The sequence below is a fragment of the Ruegeria denitrificans genome, from assembly GCF_001458295.1.
In the GTDB taxonomy this organism is placed as follows: Bacteria; Pseudomonadota; Alphaproteobacteria; order Rhodobacterales; family Rhodobacteraceae; genus Ruegeria; species Ruegeria denitrificans.
Window position 1 is genome coordinate 169,977 of the sequence record NZ_CYUD01000005.1, and the last position, 16,268, is coordinate 186,244.

The 16,268-nt window shown below is 56.8% G+C and carries 14 protein-coding genes; 8 read left to right on the plus strand and 6 right to left on the minus strand.

What is annotated here, in order from left to right; translation table 11 throughout:
* Positions 1 to 138: 138 nt before the first annotated feature.
* The 7 genes from RUE5091_RS09245 (at position 139) to RUE5091_RS09280 (ending at position 9,623) form a co-directional block, all read left to right on the plus strand.
* On the plus strand, positions 139 to 1,374 hold the full coding sequence (locus tag RUE5091_RS09245; protein WP_058281614.1) for a lytic murein transglycosylase: 1,236 nt from the start codon (positions 139 to 141) through the stop codon (positions 1,372 to 1,374).
* Positions 1,375 to 1,776: 402 nt separating this feature from the next.
* On the plus strand, positions 1,777 to 3,405 hold the full coding sequence (locus RUE5091_RS09255) for a peptide ABC transporter substrate-binding protein (RefSeq protein ID WP_058281616.1): 1,629 nt from the start codon (positions 1,777 to 1,779) through the stop codon (positions 3,403 to 3,405).
* Positions 3,406 to 3,471: 66 nt separating this feature from the next.
* Complete coding sequence (oppB, locus tag RUE5091_RS09260; RefSeq protein WP_058281617.1) at positions 3,472 to 4,395, plus strand: oligopeptide ABC transporter permease OppB; 924 nt, start codon at positions 3,472 to 3,474, stop codon at positions 4,393 to 4,395.
* A gap of 10 nt (positions 4,396 to 4,405) precedes the next feature.
* A complete protein-coding gene (locus tag RUE5091_RS09265) occupies positions 4,406 to 5,335 on the plus strand; it encodes an ABC transporter permease subunit (RefSeq protein WP_058281618.1) in 930 nt (309 codons plus the stop codon).
* A 1-nt stretch (position 5,336) separates the two neighbouring features.
* Positions 5,337 to 7,142 (plus strand): ABC transporter ATP-binding protein, encoded by a 1,806-nt coding sequence (locus RUE5091_RS09270; protein ID WP_058281619.1) that lies wholly within the window; start codon positions 5,337 to 5,339, stop codon positions 7,140 to 7,142.
* Positions 7,143 to 7,446: 304 nt separating this feature from the next.
* Complete coding sequence (gene galU, locus RUE5091_RS09275) at positions 7,447 to 8,340, plus strand: UTP--glucose-1-phosphate uridylyltransferase GalU (RefSeq protein ID WP_058281620.1); 894 nt, start codon at positions 7,447 to 7,449, stop codon at positions 8,338 to 8,340.
* A 206-nt stretch (positions 8,341 to 8,546) separates the two neighbouring features.
* Positions 8,547 to 9,623, plus strand: a complete 1,077-nt coding sequence (locus RUE5091_RS09280) for a DUF2793 domain-containing protein (RefSeq protein ID WP_058281621.1) — start codon at positions 8,547 to 8,549, stop codon at positions 9,621 to 9,623.
* Positions 9,624 to 9,656: 33 nt separating this feature from the next.
* Here RUE5091_RS09280 and fcl read toward each other — a convergent pair whose 3' ends face one another.
* The 3 genes from fcl to RUE5091_RS09295 form a co-directional block, all read right to left on the minus strand.
* Positions 9,657 to 10,634: a GDP-L-fucose synthase gene (gene fcl / locus RUE5091_RS09285; RefSeq protein ID WP_058281622.1), complete on the minus strand. Its 978-nt coding sequence runs from the start codon at positions 10,632 to 10,634 to the stop codon at positions 9,657 to 9,659.
* A 10-nt stretch (positions 10,635 to 10,644) separates the two neighbouring features.
* Positions 10,645 to 11,769: a GDP-mannose 4,6-dehydratase gene (gene gmd, locus RUE5091_RS09290; RefSeq protein WP_058281623.1), complete on the minus strand. Its 1,125-nt coding sequence runs from the start codon at positions 11,767 to 11,769 to the stop codon at positions 10,645 to 10,647.
* A gap of 209 nt (positions 11,770 to 11,978) precedes the next feature.
* Positions 11,979 to 12,851 carry a phytanoyl-CoA dioxygenase family protein gene (locus RUE5091_RS09295; protein ID WP_058281624.1) on the minus strand — a complete coding sequence of 291 codons (873 nt, stop codon included), beginning with the start codon at positions 12,849 to 12,851 and terminating at the stop codon, positions 11,979 to 11,981.
* 103 nt (positions 12,852 to 12,954) lie between these two features.
* On the opposite strand from RUE5091_RS09295, the gene RUE5091_RS09300 reads away from it, so the two are divergent.
* Positions 12,955 to 13,845 (plus strand): LysR family transcriptional regulator, encoded by an 891-nt coding sequence (locus RUE5091_RS09300; RefSeq protein WP_058281625.1) that lies wholly within the window; start codon positions 12,955 to 12,957, stop codon positions 13,843 to 13,845.
* On the opposite strand, the gene RUE5091_RS09305 is transcribed toward RUE5091_RS09300, so the two are convergent.
* The 3 genes from RUE5091_RS09305 to RUE5091_RS09315 are packed head-to-tail and all read right to left on the minus strand — an operon-like array spanning position 13,818 to position 16,265.
* Entirely contained in the window at positions 13,818 to 14,897 is a 1,080-nt protein-coding gene (locus tag RUE5091_RS09305) for a helix-turn-helix domain-containing protein (protein ID WP_082643612.1), read from the minus strand. The two genes, RUE5091_RS09300 and RUE5091_RS09305, sit on opposite strands and share 28 nt — an antisense overlap.
* Positions 14,898 to 14,955: 58 nt before the next feature.
* Positions 14,956 to 15,696 (minus strand): anti-sigma factor, encoded by a 741-nt coding sequence (locus tag RUE5091_RS09310; protein ID WP_058281626.1) that lies wholly within the window; start codon positions 15,694 to 15,696, stop codon positions 14,956 to 14,958.
* A complete protein-coding gene (locus tag RUE5091_RS09315; protein ID WP_243470750.1) occupies positions 15,693 to 16,265 on the minus strand; it encodes an RNA polymerase sigma factor in 573 nt (190 codons plus the stop codon). The genes RUE5091_RS09310 and RUE5091_RS09315 overlap by 4 nt, the downstream gene beginning before the upstream one ends.
* Positions 16,266 to 16,268 lie beyond the last annotated feature (3 nt).

Genomic DNA, 16,268 nt, shown 5'->3' on the forward strand with positions numbered 1-16,268 from the left:
CACAGATTTTCTCAAGGTTTTTTCCAAAACCGCCGTTTGCTTCACACCCTGCGTGAACAACCACAGCATTAGGATTGCACAAATCAAGCCTGAGGATGCGGTTGACTTAACATCGCGGGCGGGTGAGACATTTTGGTGATGCGTTGGATTATTCTCGCCCTTAGCCTTTGGTGTCTTTCAACAAGCGCAAACGCGCAGGACCGCGCGGCGGTTGAACGCCAGTTTCAGGCGTGGCTGCAGAATACGGTCTGGCCTCGGGCCAAAGCCAAAGGTGTTTCTCGCACGACCATGCGACAGGCATTTGACGGAGTCACACTCAACTGGAAGTTACCTGATCTGGTACCCCCGGGTGAGTCTGCACAGACACTCAAACAGCAAAAACAGGCTGAATTCGGATCGCCCGGTCGATATTTCAATGCAAGATCCGTTCAGGGCGCAGCCGCCACAGGGCGCCAAATGGCTAAGCGCCACGCAGAGACTTTGGCAAGAGTCGAGGCGGAAACCGGGGTTCCCGGACGAATCATTCTGGCCATTTGGGGCCGTGAGAGCGGATATGGTCAGGTACCAATCCGCCACGATGCCTTTCAGGTATTGGGGACCAAGGGGTTCATGAGCACACGGTCCGCCTATTTCACCGATGAACTGATCGCCGCGCTGAAAATTGCCGAAGCCAGACATCCACCGCTGGGCACGTTGAAAAGCAGTTGGGCAGGTGCTTTGGGTCAACCGCAATTCATGCCCTCGAACTTTCTGACCTACGCAGCGGATGGCAATGGCGACGGGCGGGCAGATATCTGGGGCTCGGCCGAAGATACAATCGCATCTATCGGGCATTTCCTGTCACAACATGGCTGGGTCACCGGGCGGGATTGGGGGTTCGAGGTCACGGTTCCCACCCAGATAAGCTGTGCGTTGGAGGGGCCGGATCAGGGTCGGCCCATTCAGGACTGGGCCGAGATGGGGATCTCACGGGTGTCAGGCAGACCTTTTCCAGCGCACGAACTGCCCGGCGAGGGGTTTTTGATGATGCCCGCAGGACGCAATGGGCCAGCCTTTATCGTCACGCCGAATTTCTATGTGCTCAAGGATTACAACAAAAGTGATCTCTACGCCCTGTTTGTGGGCCATGTCGGGGATCGCATTCAATATGGTGTCGGAGATTTCAAAGCCCGTTGGGGCAAGGTTGACGCCCTGTACCGGTCAGACATCGCCGCCATGCAGCGAACGCTGGAAAGTCAGGGTCATGACGTCGGAGGCGCGGATGGATTGCCGGGGTTCAAGACCCGACGCTCGATCGGGCGCTGGCAAAAGGCTACAGGGCGCAGCCCGACCTGCTTTCCCAATGCCGCTATGAAATCCACTTTGGCACAGTAACGATTCGTTCGTTGCCCGTGCAAAATTTGCTGCTTCCGGCCCTTCCTTGGCGTCAAGTTTGCGAGACAGGCTTCACAAAAATGTCAAGAATGGGTGAAGTTTCATTATTAAATTTCCGAACCTACGCCCATTTCGCTTACGATCCACCTGTAGTTGCTTAAATTGTGTGCAGCATCTTTATCCCGATTTGAAATAATGCCACCTTCGGCGGCAGTGAAAGGCGACTTTCGCAATCAAGTTCCCGACTGCAAACCGAAAGACTGCGACGCGGTGTTCCTTGCGATCAGAAGAGCAAAAACCCGAATACGTCCCGGTCTTGTTCTGGGTCGGACAAACAAGGTGGCCAGCAGCCATCCTGAATGGATGCGCATGCGGGATCACCAAAAACGGGAGTAGAAAAACATGAACAAGTATATTCGTACATCTCTGGCGGGGTTGTTGACCACGACCATGATCACCGGGGCCGCCTTTGCTGCTGGCACCCATCCTGACACCGGCGAAGCGCTGGCGGATGATCAGACCTTTATCTATCGTCTTGGTGATGAACACAGCTCGGTCGACCCGCAGGTTGTCGAAGATACCTATGGTGCCGAAATCACCCGCGACCTGTTCGAAGGTCTGATGAACCAAGACGAAGACGGCAATCTGGTTCCGGGTGTTGCCACCGAGTACACCACCAACGACACCAAAGATGTTTACACCTTCACCCTGCGTGATAACGCCAAATGGTCCAACGGCGACCCGGTGACAGCAGGTGATTTTGTCTATGCCTGGAAACGCGCTGTCGATCCTGAACTGTCCTCGCCCTATGCCTGGTTCATGGAACTGATGTCGATCGAGAATGCCGCTGAAATTATCGCCGGGAACAAGCCAATTGATGAGTTGGGTGTCAAAGCCATCGACGACCACACCCTGGAAGTTACCCTGAGCGCGCCCCTGCCCTATTTCCCGCAGATGACCACGCACTCCACCACCTTCCCGGCCCCGCAGAAAGTGATCGAGGAACACGGCGACGCCTGGACCCGGCCTGAAAACATCGTCTCGAACGGTGCCTATATCTGGACCGAACATTTGCCGCAGGAACGCTCGGTTCGTGAGCGTAACGAGATGTACTGGGACAATGAAAACACGATCCTGGACAAAGTAGTGACGCTGGTCATTAACGACGAAAACGTCGCTTTGACCCGCTATCTGGCTGGCGAACTGGACCGCACCGAAGTACCCGCAGGGCAATTTCCCCGCATGAGCCAGGAACACCCAGATCAGGCCATCAGCTTTCCGCGCCTGTGTAACTACTATTATACATTCAACCTGACAGAAGACGGCCCCGAAGCGTTCAAGGACCCCAATGTCCGTCAGGCGCTGTCACTGGCCGTTGATCGCGAGATCATCACCGAAAAAGTAATGGCTGGTGGCCAGCCACAGGCTTACACTTTTGCACCCGAAGCGACTGCTGGATTCACGGTCCCAGAGGTCGAGATGGCCTCGATGACTCAGCCCGAGCGGGATGAACTGGCCAAGGAATTGCTGGCCGGTGCCGGTTACGGCCCAGACAATCCGCTGAGCTTCGAGATGGTCTACAACACCAACGAAGACCATAAAAAGGTCGCCGTTGCGCTGAGCCAGATGTGGAAGCAGAAGCTGGGTGTGAGTGTTGAGCTGGCCAACATGGAATGGAAAGTCTTCCTGGAAGAGCGTGGCAACCAGAACTTCGATCTAGCCCGTGGCGCATGGTGCGGCGACTATAACGAAGCTTCCACTTTCCTGGATCTGCTGCAATCGCAATCGGGCTACAACGACGGCAAGTACAACAATGCCCGCGTTGACGAGTTGCTGGCCGAAGCTAAAACCTCGGACAACCCGGCACCGCTGTATACAGAGGTTGAGCGGATCATTGCGCAGGAAACTCCTGTGATCCCGATCTACCACTATGCTGGCGTCTACATGATGGACACCGACGTCGGGAACTGGCCGATCAACAATGTTGAGCAGAACTGGTACTCGAAGAACCTCTATAAACGCGCCGAGTAATCGTCTTTGAACCACGCCCTGTCCCGGATGCAACCGGGGCAGGGCCAATAATCATGGGGGCATGAAATGCTTGCCTATAGTCTACGGCGACTACTGGTCGCCATACCGACGATCCTGTTGCTAATCGTCGCCTGTTTCTTTCTGATGCACTTCGCACCCGGTGGGCCCTTTACCTCGGAGCGGCCTCTGCCACCGGCAGTTCTGGCTAATATCGAGGCCCGCTATGGGCTGGATCAACCGCTGTGGAAGCAGTTGTGGGATTACCTCTACAACATCGTCGTGCATTTCGATTTCGGCCCGTCCTTCAAGTTCAAGGACCGCGATGTGAACGACATCATCGCGCAGGGTTTTCCGATCTCGCTGACCTATGGGTCGCTTTCGTTTCTGGCCGCCACAACTGTTGGTGTGAGTCTGGGGATCGCCGCCGCAATCAAGCACAACAGCTGGATCGACTATTTCGCCGTGGGTCTGGGCATTGCCGCACAGGCGCTGCCGAACTTCATCATGGGCCCGATCCTGATCCTGACTTTCACTCTGTGGCTTGGGTTGCTACCCGGTGGCGGCTGGAATGGTGGTCAGTGGCAATATCTGATCATGCCAGTCATTGCGCTGGCGACCTCATACATGGGGTCGATTGCGCGGATCACGCGGTCGTCCATGCTTGAGGTTCTGAACTCGAACTTCATCCGCACCGCGCGCGCCAAGGGCCTGCCGACCAGAACCGTGATCTGGCGCCATGCGTTGAAGCCAACTTTGCTGCCCGTGGTGTCTTATCTGGGGCCGGTTTTTGTCTATGTGCTGACCGGTTCGGTCTTTGTCGACATCTATTTCTCGACCGGGGGTTTGGGTCAGGCCTATGTCGGCTCGGCCCTGTCGCGGGACTATGCGGTGCTGTTGGGGGTCACGATCCTCTACGGGGCGCTGACCGTTGTTGTGAACCTGCTGACCGACCTGGCCTATGCCTGGTTCGATCCGAAAATCCGGTACTGAGGGGCTGGCAATGCTTGGAAAATCACAAAAAGCCGCCCAGCTGGCCGGAGACGTTACCGACCACACGGTTATTCAGGGGCGTTCACTATGGCAGGACGCACGAATGCGGTTCGTCCGCAACAAGGCCGCGATGGCCAGCGTATTCATATTGGGACTGATCGTCCTGTTCACGATCATCGGCCCGTATTTCGCCGTGTGGAGCAACGAGGAAATTGACTGGAACGTCATGGGCGACGTAGCCGGCATGGGAATGCCTTCAATCGAAACCGGGCACTATTTCGGCGTCGACGACCTAGGACGCGATCTTTACAGCCGCGTCATTCAGGCCACCACAACATCGCTGCTGGTAGGATTGATCGGGGCGGCGACTGCACTGATCGTCGGCACCTGCTATGGTATTGCCGCCGGATATATCGGCGGGCGCACCGATGGCGTCATGATGCGTTTCGTCGACATCCTGCTGGCAATCCCGGCTACTTTGATCGTCATTTTGCTTCTGGTCGTGGCGGGGCGATCGTTCTTTATGCTGTTCATCGCGCTTGGCGCGGTAGGCTGGCTGACCATGGCGCGGATCGTGCGAGGCCAAACCCTGACCCTAAAGAACCGCGAGTTCATTGAGGCCGCCCGCGCCGCCGGTGTCAGTGAGTTAACCATCATGTATCGCCATATCCTGCCCAACCTGTTGGGTGTGGTGATTGTCTATGCCTCGCTGTTGGTGCCGGAAATGATCCTGATGGAAAGCTTCATCTCGTTCCTTGGGCTTGGTATCTCGGAGCCCTACACGTCTCTGGGTCGTCTGATCGCCGAAGGCGCAGGAACGATGGCTTACGGGACGCTGTGGCAGTTGATGTACCCGCTGACAATCTATGTCGCCATCATCATCTCGATGTTCTTCATCGGCGATGGTTTGCGTGACGCTCTGGACCCGAAGGATCGCTGATATGAGTCTGTTCTCTGTTAAGGACCTTCGCGTCCAGTTCAACACCGCTGACGGCGTGGTCGAGGCCGTCAAAGGCATCAGTTTCGACATTAATCCGGGCGAATGCCTTGGCATCGTGGGTGAAAGCGGGTCGGGCAAAAGCCAGACCTTTATGGCCGCGATGGGGCTGTTGCCGCCTGCCGGGCAGGCCTTGGGATCTGCCACGCTGAATGGCCAGGAAATCCTGAACCTGCCCATCAACAAGCTGAACAAGATCCGTGGCGACGATGTCGGCATGATCTTTCAGGACCCGCTGACAGCGCTGACTCCGCATCTGCGGATCGGCCAGCAGATGCGAGAGGTTCTGCAAGTGCATGAAGGGCTGCAAGGGTCCGCCGCACGGGCCCGTTGCCTGGAATGGCTGGATCGTGTTCGCATTCCCGAGGCAAAACGCCGACTGGACCAATACCCGCACGAATTGTCGGGCGGCATGCGCCAGCGCGTGATGATTGCCATGTCGATGCTTTGCAATCCCAAGCTGTTGATCGCGGATGAGCCGACCACAGCGCTGGACGTCACCGTGCAGGCTGACATTCTGGACCTGATGGTGCGCCTGCAAAAGGATGAAGGCACCGCGATTGCCCTGATCACCCATGACATGGGTGTTGTTGCACGGATGTGCGATCGCATTCAGGTCATGCGTCTGGGACAATTTGTCGAAGCCGGGGACACCCGCGAGATCTTCCGCGCACCGCAGCACGAATACACCCGTACTCTGCTTGATGCGATGCCACGGATCGACGCTGGCGACGCGCCCAAGGCTTTGGACAAGATCGAAGATCCACTGCTGAAAGTCGATGACGTCAAGGTTCACTTCCCTATCCATGTTTCGGGCGGGTTGTTCGGGCGCAAGGTGCCGCTAAAGGCCGTGGATGGCGTCAGCTTTGACATCCGCAAAGGTGAAACGCTGGGTGTTGTGGGTGAATCCGGTTGTGGCAAATCCACGCTGGCCCGCGCTGTTCTGCAACTGATCGAACCCAGCGGTGGCAATGTCAGCTGGCTAGGGCATCCTATTGTCGGATTGAAACGGGCCGAGCTGAACAAGTACCGAAAGGATTTGCAGATCGTGTTTCAGGACCCGTTGGCCAGCCTTGATCCGCGGATGACGATCTCGGCCTCGATCGCGGAACCGCTCAAGACCTATCGCCCCGACCTGACAGATCGGGAGCGCAAGGAAATGGTCGCGCAGATGATGGAGCGGGTTGGTCTGAAGGCCAACATGATCAACCGCTATCCGCATGAACTGTCCGGTGGACAGAACCAGCGAGTCGGCATTGCACGGGCGATGATCAACAAGCCCAAACTGATCATCTGTGACGAGGCGGTGTCGGCACTGGATGTGTCCATTCAGGCGCAAATCGTGGAATTGTTGCGCGAATTGCAACAAGAATTTGGCCTGTCGATGATCTTCATTAGCCACGACCTGTCTGTGGTACGGGCGGTCTCTAACCGGATTATGGTTCTGTATCTGGGTCGGATTGTCGAATTGGGCGACGGAGAGGAGATCTGTTCTGGTCCAATCCATCCCTACACGAAATCCCTGATCTCGGCGGTGCCGATTCCAGACCCGGATGTCGAACGCAGCCGTCAGCGGTTGAAGCTGCCGGGTGAGCTGCCTTCACCCATGGACCCTAAGGCCGCATTGCGGTTTCTTCCCAGCCGGTTGGCCGCAGGTCAAACCGATTATGTACCGCAATTGAGTGAGGTGAAGCCGGATCATTTCGTGGCAGAACATGACTCGCTGGACACAATTATGAACGGAGCCTGACCCCAACCCCGAGGCCGGTCATCCGGCTTCGGGATATGCCGAAGGTGGCAAAACCGCCGCAACCATCCTCACAGGCAGATCAATTTCAAACCAAATGTCTGTTGCCGCTGTGGATCGGGGCAGAAATCCGCAATGTGGCGACTGAAACAACGCGATCGTTTTGACTCTTACCTCACCGGGTGGCACCATCTTTGGGAAAGACGTGCTGGTTGTTTGTGAGCGTTGATTGTTCGGTCCGCAGCGCCTAAGTGGTCCACGTAGTACAAAGATTGGCAGACATAGTTTAAGTTAGTTGAGAGGTCATATGGCACGTAAGGTCACAAAGGCGATCTTCCCCGTTGCAGGGCTTGGCACCCGATTCCTGCCTGCGACAAAGTCGGTCCCAAAAGAGATCATGACGTTGGTTGACCGCCCGCTGGTACAATATGCCATTGATGAGGCACGTGCCGCCGGCATCACCGAATTCATTTTTGTCACGTCACGCGGCAAGTCCGCACTTGAAGATTATTTCGACCACAATCTGGTTCTTGAGCAGGAGCTGAAGTCCAAAGGCAAAGATGAGTTGCTGGAAACCTTGAGCGCCACCAATATGGAAAGTGGTGCGATTGCCTATATTCGTCAGCACAAAGCGCTGGGGCTTGGCCATGCAGTCTGGTGCGCCCGTCGATTGATTGGTGATGAGCCGTTTGCGGTGATGTTGCCCGACGACGTGATTGCTGCCGACAAGCCATGCCTGCAGCAGATGATCGAGGCTTATGAAGAAACCGGCGGTAACATGGTCGCGGCCATGGAGGTTCCCGCCAACAAGACCAGTTCATACGGCGTGCTGGATGTGGGCGAAAACATTGGCTCGGTCGTACGAGCACGCGGTATGGTTGAGAAACCTAAACCTGAAGAGGCACCATCGAATCTGGCGGTAATTGGTCGCTATGTTCTGGGACCCTCGGTACTGTACAATCTGAACCAGAAGAAAAAAGGCAGTGGGGGTGAGATTCAGCTGACCGATGCCATCGCCGAAGACATTTGCAATGGCGTGCCCGTCTTTGGGTATAAGTTCGATGGGCAGCGGTTCGACTGTGGCTCAAAATCCGGGTTCCTGCAGGCCACGGTTGCCTTTGCACTGGCCCGCCAGGATTTGCGCGACGATCTGAGCCAGTATTTGCGCGACATCGTGGCAACCGATCAGGCCGCGCAGTAGCTGCTTCCGAAAACTTTCTATCAGGGTTTCCCTTGATACGGCATCTCGAGACAGCCGGGGCGTTCTGCGTCCCGGTTTTTTTGATGCTTCTGAAAGGTTAGCAATTGGTTTTGCGGGCGTCCGGCATGGTCAGGCTGCATTCAGTCGCGCAAAGGCAATGTGGCGCGCAATGCAATTGTCGGATCGACAGCCACAGGAGGACGCCCGTGTCACAGAATTCACCTCGATTGAACCTGCCATTTTTGCAACCCTCGCAGGCCCAGAAACATGTTACCCATAACGAGGCGCTGCGACGGTTGGATATCGTTGCCCAGCTGAGCGTGGCCTCGACAAACGCGTCGACACCTCCTGCCGTTCCAAATGAGGGTGAAGTACATGCATTGGGTGTCGCGCCGACGGGAGACTGGACAGGTCAAGCTGGGATGTTGGCTGCCTGGCTGGACAATACCTGGCATTTCGTGGCGCCTGGCACGGGCTGGCGTGCGTGGGATGAAACCTCTGGGCAACTGCAAATCTGGGACGGAGAAGCCTGGGTCGAACCTCCGGTCGCCACACAGAACTTGGACGGCGCTGGGATCGGCACCAGTTATGACAACACGAACCGCTTGTCAGTTCAGTCTCCGGCTACTTTGTTAAGCCACGAAGGCGCCGGACATCAGTTAAAAATCAACAAAGCCAATGCGGGCGAAACCGCGTCCTTGTTGTTCCAGTCCAACTGGACCGGCCATGCCGAGATGGGTCTGACGGGGGATACTGTCTTTGCGATCAAGGTCTCGCCTGATGGCAGCACCTGGACCGACGCGCTGAGCCTTGATTCCACTACAGGCACCGCCAGTGGTTCCGCTGTCCAGGCTAGCGCTGATGATGTCACGCCTGGACGCCTGATGCGGGCGGACTACGGCTTTGGGCCCGGCAATCTGTTGGGATCCGTTGCTGAAAATGGTGGCACACCAACCGGAGCGGTAATCGAGCGTGGTTCGACAGAAAATGGCGACTACGTGCGTTTTGCCGATGGTACACAGATTTGCACAGCTTTTCTAACACCCTCTCCCTGCACTGTCACCAAAGGTGCCTTGTTTACAAGTACGCCGATTCCTTGGAACTTCCCGGCTCCTTTCGCAGCTGGATCCATACCTGCGATTTCGGGAAATGGCGGCGCAGCCAACCGGTTTTTGGGGTCGAATACGCCGTCAGAGACGACGGTCACCGTAAAAGTGCTGTCAATGCTGTTCGATGAAACGCCCGTTGCGCCGTCGATCACGGCAATTGGTCGCTGGTTCTAAGCTGGCAAACTGCCCGGGCTTCGGCCCGGGCAATCACTTCGCCCGCAAGTCCGCTTCTGCCTGATCCAGAAACCACGAATAAGTTTCCCGAATACCGTCTTCCAACCCAATGCGCGCACGCCAGCCCATATCGGCCAGACGAGACACATTCATCAGCTTGCGCATGGTGCCATCCGGTTTACTGGTGTCCTGCGTAACCCGCCCGGTGAAACCGGTTGTTTCAGCCACCAACCCAGCCAGTTCAGCAATCGAAACATCATCGCCGCGGCCAACATTGATGTGGCTCAGCATGGGCTCGGTATTTGCCTCATATATATCACGTGGCAGGTCCAGCACGAACAGCGACGCCTCAGCCATGTCGTCCACATGCAGAAATTCGCGGCGAGGTTTGCCCGAGCCCCAAATCACCACTTCGTCCAGACCATCGCGCTTCGCCTCATGAAAGCGTCGGATCAGGGCGGGAAGAACATGGCTGTTTTCGGGATGGAAGTTATCGCCAGGACCATACAGGTTCGTTGGCATGACCGAGCGATAGTCGACCCCGTGCTGCCGGTTATAGCTTTCACACAGCTTGATCCCGGCGATCTTGGCCACGGCGTAAGGTTCATTTGTGGGTTCCAGCACACCGGTCAGCAGCGCATCTTCGCGCATCGGCTGCGGTGCGGCGCGCGGGTAGATGCAGGAACTTCCCAATTGCAGCAGGTGTTTTACTCCGGCGGCAAAGGCCTGATGGATCACGTTACATTCGATCATCAGGTTGTCGTAGATGAAATCAGCCGGATAGGTGTTATTGGCGTGAATCCCCCCTACCTTGGCAGCAGCCAAAATCACCACATCCGGGCGTTCGGATCGCATGAAATCGCGCACTTCGGCCTGATCGGTTAGGTCGAGTTCAGAATGGGTGCGGGTGATCAACTCAAGCGCTTCACCAGCTGTCTGCCGATCCTGCAAGCGGCGTAAAATTGCGCCACCCACCATGCCGCGGTGACCTGCTATGTAGATCTTGCGCATGTCTTGCTCCTCAGCCGTTTTCCAGACTTACCGGCAATTCATAGCCATGCTCTTTCAACAAAGCATGTCGCTTTGCAGTTTTCAGGTCCTCGACAACCATTTCGGCGCACATTTCCTGCACGGTCAGCTCAGGCACCCAACCCAGCTTGGTTTTCGCATTCGACGGATCGCCCAACAGGGTTTCCACCTCGGCCGGGCGGAAATATTGCGGGTCGATACGCATGATCACATCGCCGGGTTTCAGCGCTGGTGCTTTGTCACCTTCGATCGACGATACCGTCGCGATTTCATCCACACCTTGGCCCGAGAATTCCAGCGCAATGCCCAGTTCGGCCGCGGACCATTCGATGAACTGGCGGACCGAATATTGGACACCGGTCGCAATCACAAAATCTTCAGGATTGTCCTGTTGGAGCATTAGCCACTGCATCCGGACATAATCCTTTGCGTGACCCCAATCACGCAAACTGTCAATATTGCCCATGTAAAGGCACTCTTCTAGACCTTGCGCGATATTGGCCAGACCGCGTGTGATTTTGCGGGTCACAAAGGTTTCCCCGCGACGCGGGCTTTCGTGGTTAAACAGGATGCCGTTACAGGCATACATGCCATAAGCTTCGCGGTAATTGACCGTGATCCAGTAGGAATACAGCTTGGCAACCGCGTAAGGCGAACGCGGATGGAATGGTGTCGTTTCGCGCTGCGGTGTTTCCTGGACCAGACCATACAGTTCAGACGTGGACGCCTGATAAAACCGTGTTTTCTTTTCCAGTCCCAGAAAGCGGATCGCTTCCAACAGACGCAGGGTCCCAATGGCATCAACATCGGCCGTGTACTCGGGTGATTCAAAGCTGACCGCAACGTGCGACTGCGCCCCAAGGTTGTACACCTCGTCCGGCTGCACCTCTTGAATGATTCTGGTCAAGTTCGACGTGTCGCTCAGATCACCGTAATGCAGGTGCAGTTTTGGATTGGGTTCGTGCGGATCCTGATAAATATGGTCGATCCGCTGCGTGTTGAAAGAGGACGCCCGGCGCTTAATTCCGTGAACTTCATACCCTTTTTCCAGCAGAAATTCTGCCAGGTAGGACCCGTCTTGGCCCGTAATACCTGTAATCAACGCCTTTTTAGTCATCATATTTTCCCGCGAAATTCTGAATGCATCTTTTCCAACTCAAAAACAGCAAGAATTCACGAAATGCAACCCAACGCAAAAAATGAATGATTGTACCGACGGCTGATTCCTGCCGGTCCATCAGTCGGGGAAACTGAACGATAACAGTGGTTTTGTGAGAAGTGCCGCGAACAGGCCGGTCTGGCCTGCCCTCGGATCTGGATTGAAGGTCAGGCCAAACCGTAAAGCGGCACGTCACTTTTGGCCCCATCCGCCAGTGCTTTGCTCTGATCCCGACGCACTTGTTCATATAAGGCAAGCGAGTTCTCCGAGAAGGGGGCGCTTGGAGCCTCGACATGCACAAAATTTGATTGTTCATCCTGACCACGGGCCAACATGGCATAGTCGCGATCCGCGACCAACTGCCGGGCATTGGGGTTGAGATAGCGGATAGCCAAACCAATCCTGCGATCCTCGGATCGGTTCGGACCCGAGCCATGAATAGTCAGCCCGTGGTGCAGCGACATTTGCCCCGGTGCGAGTTCGATATTGGTTTTGTCTTCGTCTGCTACGTCGACGGCAACTTCCTGTCCGCGCGACAAAAGGTTGGTATCGGAATAGGTGTCATTGTGCGGCAGGATCGGGTTCTTATGACTGCCTTGCACGAAATCCATGCAGCCGCTTTCAACCGTAGCCGGGGACAGCGCAATCCAGGCGGTGACCTGATCCGGCGTCTCGCCCATACCCCAATAAGTCAGGTCCTGATGCATGCCCACCGTTTGATTGGTATTGGGTTCTTTGACAAAAAATTCTGCGGACCAGACCATGATGTCCGGACCCAAAACGCCTTCGACCACATCCAGAACCCGCGGATCGCGCGCAACCTTTGCGGCCAATGGAATGACCAGATGTGCGTTCACACGCTTATATGTGTTCAATGGCAGCGGTAGATCGGCGGAAAGCCAGTCCTGTTCAAGCTGTTCAAATTCAGCACGAATTTCGGCGACCTCGTCTTGCGAGAAGATCGTCAGTGGAAAAAGAAATCCGTCCTCCCAGTATTTTGCGGTCTGGTCTGATGTCAGGGCGTGGGATGGTTGCGGCATGAAGCACCTCTGGAAAGCTGGTGCACACAGATTAGACCGGAACACCACAGGGTCAGCGCGCGACCTCTTGCCTGTAAGGATAAGTTCAGCTTAGCCTGCCTTCATGTCGTCCCGTATCCCCTCACTCAACTGGTTACGCGTATTCGAAGCAGCGGCCCGCACGGAAAGCTTTGCGCGTGCGGCTGAACAGCTGAACATGTCGGCAGCAGCCGTCAGCCAACAGGTGAAGGCGCTGGAGACAAGGTTGGGCACACCGTTGTTTCACCGCCATGCCCATGCCGTGACTCTGACCGAGGCTGGGCGGGCTTATCTGCCATCGGTTCAGCAATCTCTGCTGATGTTGGAAACTGCCACCACGGGGTTGTTCGGCGAAACCCCCGAACAGCGGCTGTTTGTGCAGTCCATTCTGCTTTATGCGCATGGAGTTCTGGCCACAGGGCTACCAGAATTTCAGGTCGCCCATCCGCAGATCAGCCTGTCTTTGACCACCGGCAATCTGGTGTCGGATTTTGCCAATCAGTTCACTGATGTGCAGATCATTTTCGGCAATCCGACCCTATATGGCACTGAAAGCGATCCGTTGTTGCAGGAACGCCTATACCCCGTGGCCCCGCCGGATATCGCCGAACAGATTCAGTGCCCTCAGGATCTGTTCCGATTCCCCTTGATCGAAGTCTCGACCCACCGCGCCAGCTGGCTACACCTGTTCGATACCCTGCGTCTGCCAACAGGTCAGGCGCGGTATTTCTTTGCCGACAATTCGCTGATGGCGGCCGAGATATCGGCCAGCGGCGGCGGCATTGCACTGGCCCGCGCGCCCGCATCTGATCGGATCATGGAAATATCAGGTCTTGTCCCTTGTCTGCCTGACATTCAGGTGGCAGGTCAGGAAGCCTACCACTTGGTCTATCCGGCCCGCCCGGCATTGCGCCCGCCAGCGCGTGCATTTCGCGAATGGCTGCTGGATCACAACGCCGCAGTCCAGACCCGGTAGCGCCCCTGCCCTGTCACCTCACGGATCAGACCGCGCCGGGTGAACCGGTCGATGTTGCGCTGTACGGCTGCGCGTGACGCCTTCGTCAGTTCTTCGGCCAACGGGGCCGAGACCATCGGCCAGGCGGTCAGAACGTCGATCAGCAAAGGTGGTGTCCGCCCGCTCAGCCCGCTGGTGGCTTCGCGCGCGCGCTGTTCCCAGGCACTGACTCGATCAAGATGCATCAGCGCCGCCAATGTCGCCTGCCCTGCCCCCCTGATCCAGGCCGAAAGCTTTTCGTCCACCTCCCCTACCCCGCGCAACGCGCCTGGACCGGACAAAGCCAAAGGCATGAACATCGCCCCACCTCGCCCCATCGTCGCCGCGTGACGGGCCGCAATAATCGCGGCTTCGGTATCCTGCCCAATTCCTTGCGACAGGGCGCGCCACGCATGAAACCCCATTGCCGCCTGCGTCACCGGATGCAGGCCTTCGGCATTGCGCATCACCTCGGCCAGATCGGCCACCGTTTCGGGGATGTCTTCGATCCCTTGCGCCATACGATCCAAAAAGGCGGTCAACCCAATCTCCCACCCGTCCTCGGACGGGCCCGATCCGGCGGTCAAACGGCGCACGGCCCAACCCGCCCGAAACAGGGCCTGCACATCATCGCCGGTCGCGCCGATCCGCAGACCGGTCCATAGAGCCAGCCGGTCAACACTGATCCGATCCCCGGTCCACCAGCCCAAATCGGACACATCCATCAGCGCCAGCCGATGCGTCCACCCATCCGGCCCAGCCCGCAGACGTTCATCCAAAGCACCAAAGATCGTGGCCAGATCGGCCAGTTCAAATGCAAGCTCGTTCTGTGCCGCGCGCCAATCCCGCGGGTCGAACAGCAGACGGCGATCCACTTTCGGACCCGGGGGCAGAAAATCCTCGACCGCTTCTTCATCCTCGGGCGGCAGGAACCACAAATCATCGTCTTCGGGAGGATCAACGTCATAGATACTGGCAGGACCAACCACATCGGCGTCCTCATCCGGATCAGGAATGACGGGCTTCTTTTTCATACCCGCCATATTTCGAGGATTCACCACGCTTCACAAGGCGTTTTTGCGCATTACGCGTTTAACTAGCGAAACTTGTGGCCAGAAAATCCAGCTGCCCACTCAGATCAGTTTGCTCGTCGCTACCGATCAACATGTAACCATACCCATCCTGCGCCCAGGTTGCTGTGGCCAGACCGCTGAGCACCGCCTGTGTCACATCCTTGTTCGGCGCACCCTCACCCTGTCGGATGACACAAAAGGCAAAGGGTTGGCCCTGCGCATCGGCAAAAACCACCTGAATCAGCGGCTTACCCTTGAACGACAGAACCTGTGCACGTTTCAGCTCCATTCCCGGCAAGGCTTCGAGTTCTTCGCGGTTCAATGACCGGCCCAGCTGAGCCTCGGCCTGCGCGAATTGCGCGTCCAATGTCTGAGCGGAATTATCCAGCGACGCAATTGTATCCGGCACATAAAGCGATTGATAAATCGCCGCCTGTTGGGCCCAGCCCAACGGCTCGGGCCGCGTGGCCCAAAAGGTCGCTGACACCGCCACAACAGCGACCGCAGCCGCGACGGCCAGCAAACGCAGACCACCACCGGCAGGCGTAGCTGGGGCCATCGGCTGCGGCAGATCAACCTGCGGTGCTTCCGCAGGTACGTGTTCAAAAACCGCCTGCACCACAGGTGCGAACGGGTCCAGCGCCATCAGACGCTGTTCCAATGCAGGGTCCGCCTCTACCGCGCTTTCGATCGCACGGATTTCGGCCTCATCCAGCTTGCCTTCCAGATACGCCATCAGCGTCTCATCGGAAAACTTCATTTGCCACTCCGTCGAACGGCGTCTGCCGCCTCATGCTGCATCACGGTTTTCAATTTCTGCCGGGCATTGGACAGCCGGCTCATGATAGTTCCTATCGGCACCTCCAGCAACGCGGCAGCTTCGCGGTAGCTATAGCCCTCAACAAACACAAGCATAACCGTTTCCCGCTGCGCCTCTGGCAGCTGCATCACTTGTGTAAACACTTCAGTAGCAAAAATATTCGTTTCTGAATCGTTTCCGGGTGCAATTAAGTCTGCTTCGGGTGTCACGGACAGCGCTTGCGCCTTGCGAACCGAACGCGCTCGCACCTCATTCAGCCAGATCGAACGGCAGATCGTCATCAGCCAGCTGTCCAGCCGGTCATGCGACGTGACCTGGTGGTGCCGTTCCAACGCGCGCAGACATGTGGATTGCAACAGGTCGTCGGCTACGTCCGATGCGCCGGACAGTGCCAGCCCAAAACGCCAGACGCGTTTTGAATGCATCTGGATCGCGCCGCGCACGGCCTGTTCCGAACTAATCTCACCACCCATCGAATAAATCGCGACCTGTGTGTGTTTGCTTTCCACGGA

Coding starts and splice junctions, on each gene's coding strand:
- RUE5091_RS09265 (WP_058281618.1), top strand. CDS start 4,406: ATGCTTGGAAAATCACAAAAAGCCGCCCAGCTGGCCGGAGACGTTACC.
- RUE5091_RS09255 (WP_058281616.1), top strand. CDS start 1,777: ATGAACAAGTATATTCGTACATCTCTGGCGGGGTTGTTGACCACGACC.
- oppB (WP_058281617.1), top strand. CDS start 3,472: ATGCTTGCCTATAGTCTACGGCGACTACTGGTCGCCATACCGACGATC.
- fcl (WP_058281622.1), bottom strand. CDS start 10,634: ATGCGCAAGATCTACATAGCAGGTCACCGCGGCATGGTGGGTGGCGCA.
- RUE5091_RS09245 (WP_058281614.1), top strand. CDS start 139: ATGCGTTGGATTATTCTCGCCCTTAGCCTTTGGTGTCTTTCAACAAGC.
- RUE5091_RS09295 (WP_058281624.1), bottom strand. CDS start 12,851: ATGCCGCAACCATCCCACGCCCTGACATCAGACCAGACCGCAAAATAC.
- RUE5091_RS09270 (WP_058281619.1), top strand. CDS start 5,337: ATGAGTCTGTTCTCTGTTAAGGACCTTCGCGTCCAGTTCAACACCGCT.
- RUE5091_RS09305 (WP_082643612.1), bottom strand. CDS start 14,897: ATGAAAAAGAAGCCCGTCATTCCTGATCCGGATGAGGACGCCGATGTG.
- RUE5091_RS09300 (WP_058281625.1), top strand. CDS start 12,955: ATGTCGTCCCGTATCCCCTCACTCAACTGGTTACGCGTATTCGAAGCA.
- galU (WP_058281620.1), top strand. CDS start 7,447: ATGGCACGTAAGGTCACAAAGGCGATCTTCCCCGTTGCAGGGCTTGGC.
- RUE5091_RS09310 (WP_058281626.1), bottom strand. CDS start 15,696: ATGAAGTTTTCCGATGAGACGCTGATGGCGTATCTGGAAGGCAAGCTG.
- gmd (WP_058281623.1), bottom strand. CDS start 11,769: ATGACTAAAAAGGCGTTGATTACAGGTATTACGGGCCAAGACGGGTCC.